General features: G+C 42.0%; 13 protein-coding genes and 1 pseudogene. 5 read left to right on the top strand and 9 right to left on the bottom strand.

Annotated elements, in window-relative coordinates:
- Positions 1–83 precede the first annotated feature (83 nt).
- The 9 genes and pseudogenes from H8B21_RS20570 to H8B21_RS07970 all read right to left on the bottom strand — a co-directional run bounded on the left by H8B21_RS20570 (position 84) and on the right by H8B21_RS07970 (position 6,579).
- A pseudogene (locus H8B21_RS20570) lies at positions 84–944 on the bottom strand (glycosyltransferase family 9 protein).
- A 62-nt stretch (positions 945–1,006) separates the two neighbouring features.
- Positions 1,007–1,171, bottom strand: a complete 165-nt coding sequence (locus tag H8B21_RS08005) for a glycosyltransferase family 9 protein (RefSeq protein ID WP_190313263.1) — start codon at positions 1,169–1,171, stop codon at positions 1,007–1,009.
- A 23-nt stretch (positions 1,172–1,194) separates the two neighbouring features.
- Positions 1,195–1,932: a metallophosphoesterase family protein gene (locus H8B21_RS08000; protein WP_190313262.1), complete on the bottom strand. Its 738-nt coding sequence runs from the start codon at positions 1,930–1,932 to the stop codon at positions 1,195–1,197.
- Positions 1,933–1,936: 4 nt separating this feature from the next.
- Positions 1,937–2,680 carry a nucleotidyltransferase gene (locus tag H8B21_RS07995; RefSeq protein ID WP_190313261.1) on the bottom strand — a complete coding sequence of 248 codons (744 nt, stop codon included), beginning with the start codon at positions 2,678–2,680 and terminating at the stop codon, positions 1,937–1,939.
- A 139-nt stretch (positions 2,681–2,819) separates the two neighbouring features.
- Positions 2,820–3,968, bottom strand: coding sequence for a molecular chaperone DnaJ (dnaJ, locus tag H8B21_RS07990; protein WP_190313260.1), 1,149 nt, complete (start codon positions 3,966–3,968; stop codon positions 2,820–2,822).
- Positions 3,969–3,972: 4 nt separating this feature from the next.
- Entirely contained in the window at positions 3,973–4,515 is a 543-nt protein-coding gene (locus tag H8B21_RS07985; RefSeq protein ID WP_380906939.1) for a nucleotide exchange factor GrpE, read from the bottom strand.
- Between the two features lie 140 nt (positions 4,516–4,655).
- Positions 4,656–5,342 (bottom strand): cell division ATP-binding protein FtsE, encoded by a 687-nt coding sequence (locus tag H8B21_RS07980; RefSeq protein ID WP_190313259.1) that lies wholly within the window; start codon positions 5,340–5,342, stop codon positions 4,656–4,658.
- Between the two features lie 6 nt (positions 5,343–5,348).
- A complete protein-coding gene (locus tag H8B21_RS07975; RefSeq protein WP_165293399.1) occupies positions 5,349–5,552 on the bottom strand; it encodes a fructose-6-phosphate aldolase in 204 nt (67 codons plus the stop codon).
- A gap of 13 nt (positions 5,553–5,565) precedes the next feature.
- Entirely contained in the window at positions 5,566–6,579 is a 1,014-nt protein-coding gene (locus tag H8B21_RS07970; protein ID WP_190313258.1) for an acyl-CoA reductase, read from the bottom strand.
- 134 nt (positions 6,580–6,713) lie between these two features.
- Between H8B21_RS07970 and H8B21_RS07965 the strand changes: the two genes are divergently transcribed.
- The 5 genes from H8B21_RS07965 (at position 6,714) to H8B21_RS07945 (ending at position 14,147) form a co-directional block, all read left to right on the top strand.
- On the top strand, positions 6,714–7,064 hold the full coding sequence (locus tag H8B21_RS07965; protein WP_165292721.1) for a 4Fe-4S dicluster domain-containing protein: 351 nt from the start codon (positions 6,714–6,716) through the stop codon (positions 7,062–7,064).
- A gap of 169 nt (positions 7,065–7,233) precedes the next feature.
- Positions 7,234–8,679 carry a dicarboxylate/amino acid:cation symporter gene (locus H8B21_RS07960; protein ID WP_190313257.1) on the top strand — a complete coding sequence of 482 codons (1,446 nt, stop codon included), beginning with the start codon at positions 7,234–7,236 and terminating at the stop codon, positions 8,677–8,679.
- A 73-nt stretch (positions 8,680–8,752) separates the two neighbouring features.
- Complete coding sequence (locus H8B21_RS07955; protein ID WP_223814913.1) at positions 8,753–9,493, top strand: ImuA family protein; 741 nt, start codon at positions 8,753–8,755, stop codon at positions 9,491–9,493.
- A 2-nt stretch (positions 9,494–9,495) separates the two neighbouring features.
- Positions 9,496–10,998 carry a Y-family DNA polymerase gene (locus H8B21_RS07950; RefSeq protein WP_190313256.1) on the top strand — a complete coding sequence of 501 codons (1,503 nt, stop codon included), beginning with the start codon at positions 9,496–9,498 and terminating at the stop codon, positions 10,996–10,998.
- Between the two features lie 8 nt (positions 10,999–11,006).
- Positions 11,007–14,147 carry an error-prone DNA polymerase gene (locus tag H8B21_RS07945; protein WP_190313255.1) on the top strand — a complete coding sequence of 1,047 codons (3,141 nt, stop codon included), beginning with the start codon at positions 11,007–11,009 and terminating at the stop codon, positions 14,145–14,147.
- The last annotated feature ends 43 nt before the right edge of the window (positions 14,148–14,190 follow it).

Raw genomic sequence — 14,190 nt, 5'->3', positions numbered from 1 at the left:
TGAAAAACTATTCTACTATATAACGCTTCAGAAGTCAGAAAGTTCCCAGCTGTTGATGAGATTTTTTTGTCAGAAAACAATCCTTAACAATTTCTAAGAAGGGAACGGGCGGCTGTCAGTATATCATCAACTTCAATGGACGCGACAAAGGAGTGAAGATGTTCACAACGTTGTGTCTTTGGTTCGAAAGGATAGGGATTATTAGGAATTATTCCACATTCAGGACATGTTAGCTCCCACGAGATCATTTGTAGATGTTTATCTTGATATAGAGGTCTCCAGTTGATTACATTTGGCGCCCAGTATATTCCAACCGTGGCACACTCCACTGTACGAGCTAGGTGCAACGGCCCGGTATCGTTCGAAATTAAAAGACGGCTTTTCTCTTGTAATGCTGCCATTACCCCTAAAGAAAGTCCTTCGAAAATAAAAAATGGGCGATTCTTCATTTTCTACGTTATTTCTTCAATAACGAAAAACTCCTGCTCACTACCGGTTAATAAAATAGCATACCCATCTTCCATAAGCAAGTCTGCGAGTTCGGCGAATTTAGAGGTAGGCCAACGTCGACGTATATCCGTAGCACCTGCATGGATAATGATAAAGGGTCGCAGGATTCCCTGCTGAAAAATTAGTCGATCGGCTTCTGTGCGTTCTTCCGAAAAAAGATACAAGGTATGTTGCAAAATCAACTTTTTTACGCCTACAAGTTCTACAAGATGTAAATGCCGCAAAATTTCGTGCTGATAATACGAGAATGAAATGCTACGATCGTATACAGGCTTGTTGCTTATAGTTTGCCCGACCGTGCATCTTGCTCGGAGCTCACGGATTATAGCCCAAGAAAATGTTTCTTCTGCTTGAAAGTTGATGGCAATATCAAAGTTTTCCGCTCGCAATGTTTCGAAGAAAGCAAATTCGCTAATTGTTTCCAAGGAAGCCATATTGGCTAAATGCAAAGTCGGAGGCACTCCAATAACGCGGTCTATGCAGGTCTTTCTGTCTGCTAAAATGTTTTATGCCACGGTAATCCTATCCATACAATTTCGGCATCCGGATAGGTATATCGTAGTGCTTGTATGGCAGGCAAACATACCAGTAAATCGCCCAAGCCGGAATTGGTTCGTAAGATCGCGATCCTGCGAACTTTGGAGAGCTTGGATTTCTTCATAAACTTAACAATGTGTTATGCAGTTACACTTCGACAATCAAATAGGGAGCGTTCGCATGTTCTTTTCTTAACACGGGAAGGGCGACATTGTATACGGGTATCTTGGTTGTCGTGGAACCCCGGAGCTTGCCGGCGTGCGCATGCCCGTGAAAAGCTGCAGAAACTTGACGTCGAATAAGAGGCTCTACGAGATGGGAGGAACCTAAAAATGGAAATAACTGTTCGGGTTCACCTGCAATTGTCTCTTTAATAGGAGCATAATGTAAAAGTGCCACTTTTGGCAACTCCGGACACTCTTGTTCCAGCCGTGTAAGAGCGCGGTCTAATTGCAAAGATTCGTTGACCACCTCATGTACATATTGTTTCATCATATCTTCCCCAAATATGGAAAGCATATATTGGTCAAAACCTCCACCAAATCCTTTTACACCCGCAAATCCTACGTTCTCGACGACCGTGGATTCGCCGTCTAGAATAGTCATATTATGTTCCGCAAGAATTTGTTTGATAATCTTTTGTCGTCCCTTTTCATAATCATGGTTTCCTAAAACACCGATTACAGGAATTTTTAAAATATCTAATTGCTCACCGAGAATCTTTGCTTCGTCCTCATCACCTGTATCCGTTAGATCACCGCAAATAACCAAGATATCCGCTTCTTCAGACACTTGTTCGAAGGTCGAGCGCAAACTGCCATGGTCGGTTATTTTGGTATGAATATCGGCCATGGCGGCAATTTTAGTTTTTTTCTTTTTTGTCATGTTATCAGATTGTTGTTATAGTAGAGGACTTGTACCCCCATTCTTTAATATCTACTTCGTACTGGGTTTGATCAATGAGAGGGCCCCGGCAAACCTTTTCTAATGGGGGCGGGAGATCATATTGTTCAGCTGCGCGAGCCATAAGCTCGTCGAAAATCCATTTAGGAATGATGTCGCGATAATCGGCGGGATACACAAACTGGAAGGTCAGCAGCTGCGCCAATAACAAATGCCAGTGAGGGCTTAGGCGCCGTAGCAATAGTTCCCAGTTCACGCTCTTACCATATTTTAAAAGAATATGATTGATATCGGCACTGTCGTTCCGCTCCCGGTTCTGTACGTATATTTTACACCAAATAAGCTCCTCCACCGGTATAAATTGTACCGGTACGTCAGCGAATGTTCCTGTAGACGCTCTTTCGTGCCAGGAATCATCTACCGTGCAAATATTGCTAACGGTATCAAAAATGATATCGATGAAATATTCACCATGAAAAACTTTTGCCAGCCAACGGATATCGGTCAATTGGGTTTCGTAACCTTGGGCAGCGAAATATTTTAATATTTTAGGGTATTCGCTGCTCTTACAAAAGATATCTAAGTCTTTTGTATCACGGAATATACCCGTATAATGGAACATGGCAAAAGCGCCTCCTAGCATAAATTCGCATTTGCTGTCAAGTAATAGCTGGAGTGCATCCCGATAGAATGCCTCTGATTCTTGCTTTTGCTTCTCGGTTGTTATCATATATAATACTTTATATTTTGAACAACCAACACGCATTTTTGTTCCAATTCTTAACCAACCTTAATTCGATTTCATGTTATATATAAAAAGAAAAACCTCGGAATCTCTCCAAGGTTTTATCAATAGAACGAAAATTTATTTATTCAAAATATTCTTTGATGCGTTCGAAGAACGACTTCTCACTTTTACCTGGCTGGGGTTTAAAGTTCGCTGAGCCTTTCAGTTTTTCCAGCACGGAACGCTCTTCCGGAGAGACGGCTTTAGGTGTCCATACATTAACATACACCAATTGGTCTCCTTTGTGATAAGAATTTACTTCCGGTACGCCTTTTCCTTTTAAACGTAGAATTTTCCCGCCTTGCGTTCCGGGATCAATCTTTATTTTTGCTTTTCCGTCAATAGTAGGAATTTCAACGCTGGTACCAAGAGCTGCGTCTGCAAAGTTGATATACAGATCGTAGATGACATTAATGCCGTCACGTTTTAATGTTTCGTGTGGTACCTCTTCGATGAGGATGATCAAATCTCCGGGAATGCCTCCTCTTGGCGCGGCATTTCCTTTTCCACTCATCGATAATTGCATACCTTCACTTACCCCTGCAGGGATGTTGATAGCAATTGTTTCTTCGCCTCTTTCTAATCCTTCGCCACGACAGGTCGTACATTTGGAGGTGATTTCAACACCTTCACCATTACAGGTAGGACAGGTGCTCGTTGTTTGCATTTGCCCCAAAATGGTGTTGGTCACCCGTCTAACGGATCCCACGCCACCACAAGTCTTACAAGTGTGGTAAGATGATTTATCCTTTGCCCCGGTGCCGCCACAAGTATGGCACTGTACCTGCTTATTTACTTTAACTTTCTTCTCTACACCTTTGGCTATCTCTTCTAAAGTCAATTTTACTTTGATACGAAGATTGGTGCCGCGCTGTACGCGTCTGCCACCTCCGCTGCGGCCGCCACCACCGAAGAAGCTTTCAAAGGGATGTCCACCACCAAAAATGTCACCAAACTGGCTGAATATATCTTCCATATTCATGCCACCGCCGCCAAAGCCGGAAGCTGAATTTCCAGCATGACCAAACTGATCATACCGTTGTCTTTTCTCCGGATTACTTAATACCTCATACGCTTCAGCTGCTTCTTTAAATTTCTCTTCAGCCGCTTTATCGTCTGGGTTTTTGTCGGGGTGATATTTTATCGCCAGTTTGCGGTATGCAGACTTAATTTCAGACGCGTCCGCAGACTTTGAAACGCCTAATATATCGTAATAATCTCTCTTAGCCATCTTCTTATTGACCTATTACCACCTTCGCGAAACGTATTACTTTATCGTTGAGAAAGTAACCTTTTTCCACTACATCTATAACTTTATTCTTCAATTCTTCTGACGGTGCGGGGATAGCAGTGATGGCTTCTTGATATTCAGCATCAAAAGGCTCGCCGATAAGATTTTCCATTTCTTTTAATCCCTCGTTCGCTAATATTTTTCTAAATTTTTGATTTACCAAATCAACGCCTTGTTTTACCGATTCTATATCTTGTGCCGTTTCCATAGCAGCCAAAGCACGGTCGAAATCGTCGAGGATGGGTAAAAGTTTAGCTAAAACGTCCTTACTGGCAGATTGTATAAGATCTACTCGTTCTTTGGACGTTCTTTTTTTATAATTGTCGAATTCAGCAAACAGACGCGTATACTTGTCGTTCGCATTTGCTAATTCTTGTTGTAAACGCTCTTCAGTTGTTTCTTCGGATTGGTCTGTACTTTCTTCCGAAATGGGGTTAACAGACGCTAAATTCTCGTCTTGAATATTGTTTTCCTGTTCGTTCATCATATCTATATTATAGCCTACATTAATATCCTTTGTTGGCACTCAATAATATTGCCAACACAAATAAAACCGACACCCTGTCAGTCTATCCGAAAATAAACTATCAAAATGTCGGCTTTGTGATGTTCTGTCAGTGCCGTGATTTATATCTCTACATTATCGTATAAAGCCGTATCTGCGGTTTTGATAATACGGGCAGGCATATTTTTAATAATCTGATAATCGTGGGTGGCCATTAATACGGCTGTACCTGAGGCGGCGATATCTCTTAATAAAAGTACAATTTCTTCCGATGTGGCGGGGTCGAGGTTTCCTGTTGGTTCATCAGCGAGGATAATTTCCGGATTATTTAACAACGCCCGCGCAATAACGACCCGTTGTTGCTCACCACCGGATAATTCGTGGGGCATTTTACGCAATTTCGATCGTAGACCTACTTTTTCCAACACATCCAACATCCGGTTTTCTATTAATCCCCTTTCTGTCCATCCCGTAGCTTTCAAGGCAAATTCGAGGTTCTTCTCTACCGTTCTGTCATTTAATAAATGGAAATCTTGAAAGACAATGCCTAGTTTTCGACGAAGATAAGGAACGTCGTTTTCATGTAGCTTTTTCAGATCGAAACCTGCTACCATTCCTTCACCACTGGCGATGTAGAGGTCGCCATATATTATTTTCAACAAACTACTTTTTCCGGTTCCCGACTGACCGATCAAATAGATGAACTCACCTTGGTTGATATCGAGATTGACGTGGGAAAGCACCAAATGCTTTTGTTGGTATATATCTACGTTTTTTAATTTGATAACTGTGTTGTTCGCTGTTGTCATACTGTTTTATACATCAATTTTTTTTATTTGGCCGAAAGGCATTTCCGCTACAACCTGCATGATATAGTCGGTTTTATCACCCAAACCTATTTTTTCAAGGGATTTGTCCGGTCTATCTACTCGAAAATATGCTAACAGGGTAAAAGCTTCGTCCCGAAGTTGGACGTAATCAGGAATTTTAGCTACCCCTTTAACTTTAATAACATACATCATAACAAAGTTATCATTTTTTTTCAGAAAGAAATGCCATTACGTCCACTCCGTCAGCATAATCCGTTAAAGAAGGACATTGACTTCCCCCTAAAGGAAACGTCGAAATACTTGTTTCTATTGTGGCTTCGCTGACGATACATTGTATTTTATCTGCTTGGGCTTCCAACTGGAGAACAACTTCATGAATCTGATCGTATTCTTCGTAAAATACCGTGGCCAATGGAGATGCAAATCCTGTATCTTCTTTGAGCAACATAAAACCGTTGTCAAAATGCTTCTCGCCATTAATTAAATAGATGGACTTATTATAATCGTAATTGTTAGTGTATTTATGATGCTCTTTAACAGTGCTAAAATCTTCAATCGCTTCAAAAAATGTATGGAAGTCGTAGTGACGGGGGACATATAGTTTAGAGACAGAGCGACATCCAAGTCCAAAATAATCAAAAATGTCAAATCCTAAAGCTTTTAACTGTTCGGGAGATTCTGTGCCGGTAAGGATGGCAATGGAATTTCGATTTTTGCGGATAATGTTGGGTTTCTTTCCAAAATAGTAGTCAAAGTAGCGGGAACTATTATTGCTACCGGTAGCAATAATCAGATCATATTGTTGTAATCGATCTACAATTTGGATTTTCTCGGCAAAAGCGGGTTCTATTTCGATAAGTTCATGGAGCACAAAGGTTGTTAACCCCGCATCATCAGAAGACAGCTTAATCTGTGCGCTAAAGCCTGCGATAAGCACCGATAATATATCCTGGAAACCAACTAAAGGAATATTTCCAGCCAATATAAGTCCGACAACCTGATCGGTTTCTGTGGTGGGGTAGGGTGCTACCCACTCCATAAGTTTTTCAGCCGTCAAATTGGAAGACAACGCTTGGAATTGCTTTCTCGTATTTTCAACGGTGTACCACGGATTTTTAAAGGATGCTTGCTGTAAAATCCTATTTATTTTCTCTTGATCCGAAGCAAGTAACTTGCCGAGTGCTACAAAGGCATCAATTCGTTGTTTCTGTGTCAAATCTTTCTAATTTAGAATTGTTCTGATTTTTTTTTGAAGTATCTTTGCGTGTCTAAAGAAATAACTACTAACTTTGTAGTATTATTTTAGGACGAGACAAAATTAGTTTATTTATTATAATTGTGAGGTGATAAATGGCAATTAAAATTACAGACGAGTGTATAAATTGCGGAGCATGCGAACCAGAATGCCCGAACAACGCTATATATGATGCAGGTGTAACATGGAAATTTTCGGATGGAACGGCGCTGGATGGTGTGATTGATTTTGGAGATGGCGTAACGTTGGATGCCAATGAATCCCAAGAAGCTATTTCAAATGAAGTATATTACATCGTTTCAGACAAATGTACGGAATGTAAAGGTTTCCATGACGAACCGCAATGTGCAGCAGTATGTCCAGTGGATTGCTGTGTGGAAGATGAAGAGGTTGTAGAAACGGAAGAAGAACTTCTGGCAAAGAAAGCGTGGCTTCACGCGGAATAAGAAGGAAAATCTTATAGTTAAAGATATAAAGGCATTACCCCGCGTGGGTGATGCTTTTTTTATTATAATCCGATATTATTTTGTTTTTCAACGGATAGCACCATAATTTATTTTGTATAAAAGACAATTTTTATACATTTGTTTCTTTCAAAAACAAAAATAAAACCAGATGCTGAAAAAACAAGTTGCTGTTATCACGCTCTTTACTGTTTCGATTGCTCTCATTCTGACTTTAATATATGAATTTAATTGGTTTGCTATACATCCGGATTTCATGATGTGGGTGCGGTGGATAGTCGCTTCCGTATTGACACTGAATGCGATCGTCCGTAAAAATTTAACTACATGGATATTGACTTGTTTAGTGCTGGGGGTATTTATCGGGTTGGATTTTCCTAATTTTGCCCGTGCTTTGCAACCTTTATCACAGGCCTTTATTAAATTAGTGAAAACCATTGTTGGTCCCATTTTGTTTGCTACACTTGTTTTCGGTATTGCAGGGCATTCCGACCTAAAATCGGTAGGACGAATGGCATGGAAATCTATGTTGTACTTTGTGTCGGCAACTACCTGTGCTATATTTATCGGTTTGATTGTGATTAATATTACAAAGGCAGGAGTAGGTGTGGATGTAGAAAATATGCCCCATGAAGAACTGCCAAAAACGGCGACGACGAGTGTAGCGGATAGTACAGCCATGTCGCATATATCGAGCGATGCGCATGGTGTATACAAATTTAATGCATTTATACGGGATACTTTTCCCGAAAATATAGTCAAAGCAGTTTACGAGAATCAAGTGCTACAGATTGTGGTGTTTGGAGTGATATTTGGTATTGGGCTGGCGTTGGTAGAGGAAAAGAAACGGAAACCATTGGTCAATTTTACAGAAAGTCTTTCGGAAGCCATGTTTAAGTTTACCAATATCGTCATGCTTTTTGCTCCAATTGGTGTGGGAGCCGCCATGGCATATACCGTGGGGCATCTCGGTGTAGATATCTTAAAAAATCTCTTTATGCTCCTCGGTAGTCTATATTTAGCTTTATTGCTTTTTTTGGGAGGGGTTCTACTTCCGATTGCCTTATTCTTAAAAATACCAGTGAAACGCTTTATGAATGCAGTTAAAGAACCTGTTTCTATAGCGTTTGCAACAACTAGTTCCGATGCGGCTCTGCCGAAAGCCATGAATGCCATGGAGAAATTTGGTGTGCCTCGCAAGATTGTATCATTTGTTATCCCGACAGGATACAGCTTTAATCTGGATGGTACATCGCTTTACCTTTCCCTAGCTTCTATTTTTGTAGCGCAAGCAGCCGGTATACCGTTGACTATTGGGCAACAATTATTGATTGCTTTCACCCTCATGATTACCTCCAAAGGAGTCGCCGCTGTACCACGGGCGTCCTTAATTGTGTTGATCGCTACGGCAGACCAATTTGGACTGCCAACTTTTGTTATTGCCGCCATTCTGGGAATAGACGAGCTGATGGACATGGCACGTACTTCTGTCAATGTCATCGGTAACTGTTTAGCAACGGTGGTTGTAGCGAAATGGGAAGGCGAATTTGATGAAGAAGCCCCGTTTAGGGAAGACACAGCAGATGAAATTATATAATTATATTTTCTTCACAATCTCTTTTTACTAAAAATATTAGTATTACCTTTGTTCTGAAGAAAAGGTAATAGCTATGAGTGCATCTATCGAGAAATCGATGTTAATAGCTGATTTGCAACATCAGATATTGCAATGGCAAGGCTTTAAACAGATTGAAAAAAAGGATTATGGCGTAGGTTTGGGAGAGCTGGAAAAAGCTTTCCCTGGTCATGTTTTCCCCGTAGGTACCCTGCACGAGTTTATGAGTGAAAGCAACGAAGAAGAAGCGGCATCAAGTGGTTTCATAAGTGGACTTTTATCTTTTTTAATGCAGAAAGGTGGCGTAGGCTTATGGATAAGCAGTTCTAGTCAATTGTTTGCACCTTCTATAAAATCGTTCGGCGTAGATCCGGATCGCATCATCTTTGTACAGATGGAAAAACAAAAGGACATCCTTTGGGCATTGGAAGAAGGTTTAAAATGTGAGGGAATACGTGCGGTTATTGCGGAAGTACAAGATATTAATTTTGTGCAATCTAGACGTTTACAACTCGCTGTAGAGAAAAGTAAGGTCACTGGATTTGTATTACGGTTAAAACCCCGATTTCTTGGTGCAACCACTTGTGCAGCACGATGGCATATCCGTCCCTTGCCAAGCCATATGCGGGGAGATATGCCCGGTGTGGGGTTTCCGGAGTGGGAAGTAGAGCTCTTAAAAGTCAGGAATGGAAGCCCTAGCCGATGGCAAGTGGGATGGAGACAAGACCAATTGCAAGCTAAGCGGTTAACGCTATCTTCAAACCCGATATATCATGCTAAGAGAAAGGTGGGGTAATCATGGTAAAACGATATGCTGTATTATGGTTTCCTTTTTTATTGACGGATTGGTATACGAAACATAACCCCCAACTGGTCGACATACCTTTCGTATTTGCTTTGCCCGTGCGGGGCAGAATGTGTATTTCGGCTGTCAACCCGTCTGCAGCTCGGTGTGGAGTTACAGCCAATATGGTCGTTGCCGATGCTAGGGCGGCAATTCCCCAGTTAGAAGTATTACAGGATAAACCGCTACGAAAGGATAGGTTACTAAAAAGTATGGGGTTATGGTGTATGCGATATACGCCCATGGTAGGTGTGGATACGGCAGGTTACTTAATCTTAGATATAACAGGTTGTGCCCACTTATGGGGAGGAGAAAAAGCTTATTTGCAAGAAATCCACCTGCAGCTAAAACAAAGAGGGTATGAAGTTCGGATAGGCATAGCCTCGACTATAGGAGCTGCTTGGGCAATAGCCCGATATGGACAGCATGGAACTATTATTCCGGACAATGCACAGCAAGAAATCTTATCGACCATGCCTATAGCTTGTTTACGTTTAGAATCCGATCTTCTTGAACGACTGAAAAAGTTAGGGTTTAGAACAGTAATTAGTGTTACGCAAATACCGCCGCAGGTACTAAAAAGACGTTTTGGGGAAGACTTAGCGAAACGTGTGAGGCAAACCTTAGGAAAAGAGGAAGAGTTTATCGTGCCATTAAAACCTGTCATTCCTTATGCTGAACGGCTTCCTTGCCTGGAACCTATCAAGACCGCAAAGGGTATTGAAGTGGCGATAGAGAAGTTATTGAGCATATTGTGCAAACGCTTGATGGGCGAGGGGAAAGGCCTGCGCAAAGCTAAGCTATCCTGTTATCGTGTGGACGGAAAGGTAAAGTATATAGAGATTGGCACAAGTCGTGCCTCTGCTCATGTAAAGCATCTTTTAGGTTTATTTAAACAAAAAATACCAACGATAGCGCCGGGCTGGGGAATTGAAGTCTTTGTATTAGAAGCTCCTAAAGTAGAGGACGCAGTACCCGTTCAAGAATTGCTATGGAATGGAGAAGGCAGTTTAGATAATGATGCATTGGCAGAATTACTAGATAGGTTTAAAGGGAGAGATGTTACATGCCACATAAATCGTTTTTTACCGGATGAACACTATTGGCCAGAACGTTCCATCAGGCTAGCTGTTTCCTTGACGGAGAAACGAACTACAGCATGGCGTACAGACCGTCCTCGTCCGACACGATTGCTGAATCCACCTCATCCTATTGAAGTAAGTGCACCCATCCCGGATTATCCTCCGATGTTGTTCCGTTACAAAGGAGAAGTACATCTTATTAAAAAGGCAGACGGCCCAGAACGGATAGAACGGGAGTGGTGGATCGAACAGGGAGAGCACCGAGATTATTACTATGTAGAGGATGGACAGGGAAGAAGATATTGGCTATTTCGTTTAGGACATTATCAAGGAGATCGTTCGCCCAATTGGTATTTGCATGGATTTTTTGCATAGGAGAAGATATGGGATACATCGAATTACAAGTAACCAGTAATTTTAGTTTTCTTCGAGGTGCATCCCATCCCGAAGAGTTAGTGGAACAAGCAGCATCGTTAGGTTATGAAGCTATCGCTATAGCAGATAGAAACAGCTTGGCAGGCGTTGTACGTGCCCATGTGGCTGCACGAAAACATCGGATACGCTTTATTCTAGGCTGTCGCTTGGATCTATTGGATGGACCTAGTTTATTAGCATATCCGAAAAATAAGAAGGGGTATAGTAAATTGTGTAGCTTGTTGACAAAGGGAAACTTGCGGGCGGAAAAAGGAAAATGTCATCTTTATCAAGCGGATGTTTACACCTATAAAGAAGATTTACTGTTTATCATTGTTCCACCGACGACACTCTCTTCCAATTTTGGATTGGATGCGACTTTTATGGAAAGTGCAGCTACGTATGCTGCCCATTTAAAAGGGCAAATCTATCTAGGGTTATCCCGCACCTATCAAGGGAACGATACCAAACGACTGTTTCTTCTCTATGATTTAGCCGAACGGCTTCATATCCCTGTTGCAGCCTTGGGCGATGTCCATTATCATATTCCAGAACGTCGTGAATTGCAGGATATCCTGACCTGTGTCCGTGAAAAATGTACGATATATACGGCAGGATTTCGCTTGCACCCCAATGCCGAACGTTATCTAAAAGCACAGGAAGAAATGGAGCGGTTGTTTGCGTCCTATCCGGAGGCATTGGAGCATACCATCCGAATAGCCGATGCGTGTCGTTTTTCGTTAGATGAGCTGGAATATGTCTATCCAGAAGAACTTACGCAGGAGGGGCGTACACCACAGGAAGAATTAGAATTATGGGTATGGCAGGGAGCAAAAAAACTTTTTAATGAAGGGGAATTAGAGAAGCATACACCAACCATACAGATGGAGCTAGACTTCATCCGAAGAAAAAACTATGCTTCCTATTTCTTGACTGTATATGATTATGTGCGTTTTGCCCGTGAACGTAATATCTTATGTCAGGGACGTGGTTCGGCGGCAAACTCTATTGTATGCTACTGTCTGGAAATCACATCGGTTAATCCTACTGACATAAAGCTGTTGTTTGCCCGATTCATGTCGGATGCACGAGATGAACCGCCTGATATTGATGTCGATTTTGAACATGAACGACGGGAGGAAGTCATCCAGTATATTTATGAGAAATACGGTCGGGATAGAGCGGCTATTGTCGCAACGGTAACCCAAGAACGTGCAAAAGGTGCTTTACGGGATGTAGGTAAGGCGATGGGCTTATCCATGGATGCGCTCAGTAGGTTGTCCCGGACGATTGGTTCGCATTGGGATAGTGCTTTGGAACCTACCCGGTTTGAGGAGCATGGTTTCCATGTTGAAGACCCACATTTCCATAAAATATTGGAATTAGCGGAGCAGCTGATCGGATTCCCACGGCAGCTTGGGCAACACACAGGTGGTTTTGTTATCACGCAAGGCAAAATTCATGAGCTATGTCCTATTATTCCGGCACGTATGGAGGAACGTACTAATCTAGAATGGAACAAAGACGATCTAGAAGCATTGGGATTTCTAAAAGTGGATGTATTGGGATTAGGCATGCTAACCTGTATTCGTAAAGGGTTCGAACTTATCAAAAAACATTATGGTGATGAAGTAACGCTGACGAGTATGGGCACGAAAGACAAAAAAGTCTATGATATGATCAGCCTAGCGGACACCTTAGGGGTATTCCAGATTGAAAGCAGGGCACAGATGTCCATGCTCCCCCGTTTGAAACCTAAAGAATTTTATGATCTGGTTATTGAAGTGGCTATCGTGAGGCCTGGCCCCATTCAAGGGGATATGGTGCACCCTTATCTGCGGAGACGAAATGAAGAGGAAGATGTAACGTATCCTTCGGAAGAAATTAAAGGTATCTTGGAACGAACAAAAGGTGTTCCTTTATTTCAGGAACAGGCGATGGAAATTGCGATCGTGGCCGCAGGTTTTACACCCGCTGAAGCCGATGCCCTGAGGCGTAGTATGGCAACTTTTAAATCGAAAGGAGAAGTTAGCCACTTCCGTGATAAAATGGTGAATGGTATGGTGGCAAAAGGCTACGAGGAAGAATTTGCCCATCGTGTATTCCGGCAATTGGAAGGTTTCGGTAGTTATGGCTTCCCCGAAAGCCATGCGGCTTCTTTCGCGCTGCTTGTATATGTATCGAGTTGGATAAAGTGTTATCACCCTGATGTATTTGCTGCTGCCTTGCTAAATAGTCAGCCCATGGGTTTTTACCAGCCGGCTCAACTTATTATTGACGCGCGTCGGCATGGGATAGAGGTATTACCTGTGGATATCAACCATTCTGTATGGGATAATACATTGGAAGGGGAGTATAGGATACGTCCGCATAAGCTAAGGTTAGGCTTCCGACAGGTTAAAGGTTTAAAAGAAGAAAATATTGAGAAATTAATCCAGTGCCGCCTCAAACCCTATACGCGGGTAGATGAATTGGCGGATATATTGTCTATGTTTACATTAGAAAGGCTTGCAGATGCCGATGCGTTTCGGTCTATCGGTTTGGATCGTCGACAAGCATTGTGGGAAGTTGCTGCGGTAAAGGATAGACAAATTGCGCTGTTTAAAGGGCAGGACGTAGCAAGCCCCCAAGAAAAGCAGATTCGTTTGCCATTTATGTCTGAAAGTGAGCATGTTGTCCAAGATTATGCGACAACAGGGCTATCTATCAGGGCACATCCGGTATCTTTTATAAGAAAGAAGCTGGATTTGTTACACGTACTACCCACCGATAAATTACCACTTTTGAAAAACGGAATGCCGGTTAAGGTATGTGGTCTTATTACTGTGCGTCAGCGACCGGGTACCGCCAAAGGGGTGTTGTTCGTGACGATTGAAGACGAGACAGGTTTTGCCAATTTGGTCCTATGGGGGAAGGTATTTGAAAAATACCGTCGGGAGATATTGCAAGCTAAACTCTTAATGGTGACGGGCAAGGTACAAATAGAAGAACGGGTCATTCATGTTGTAGTACAACAATGTTTCAACCTAAATAGTTGGCTGTTGGAACTCGAAAACCACGCAGAAGGAACTGCTGAGAGTGTTTTTTATAAAGGAAGAAACTTTAAATAACTGGGACTTGCCAGTAGAAATTATTTTATTATATTTGAATTGA

The sequence above is a fragment of the Sphingobacterium chuzhouense genome (assembly GCF_014692525.1).
In the GTDB taxonomy this organism is placed as follows: Bacteria; Bacteroidota; Bacteroidia; order Sphingobacteriales; family Sphingobacteriaceae; genus Sphingobacterium; species Sphingobacterium chuzhouense.
This window is presented reverse-complemented; position numbering and strand designations above follow the sequence as displayed.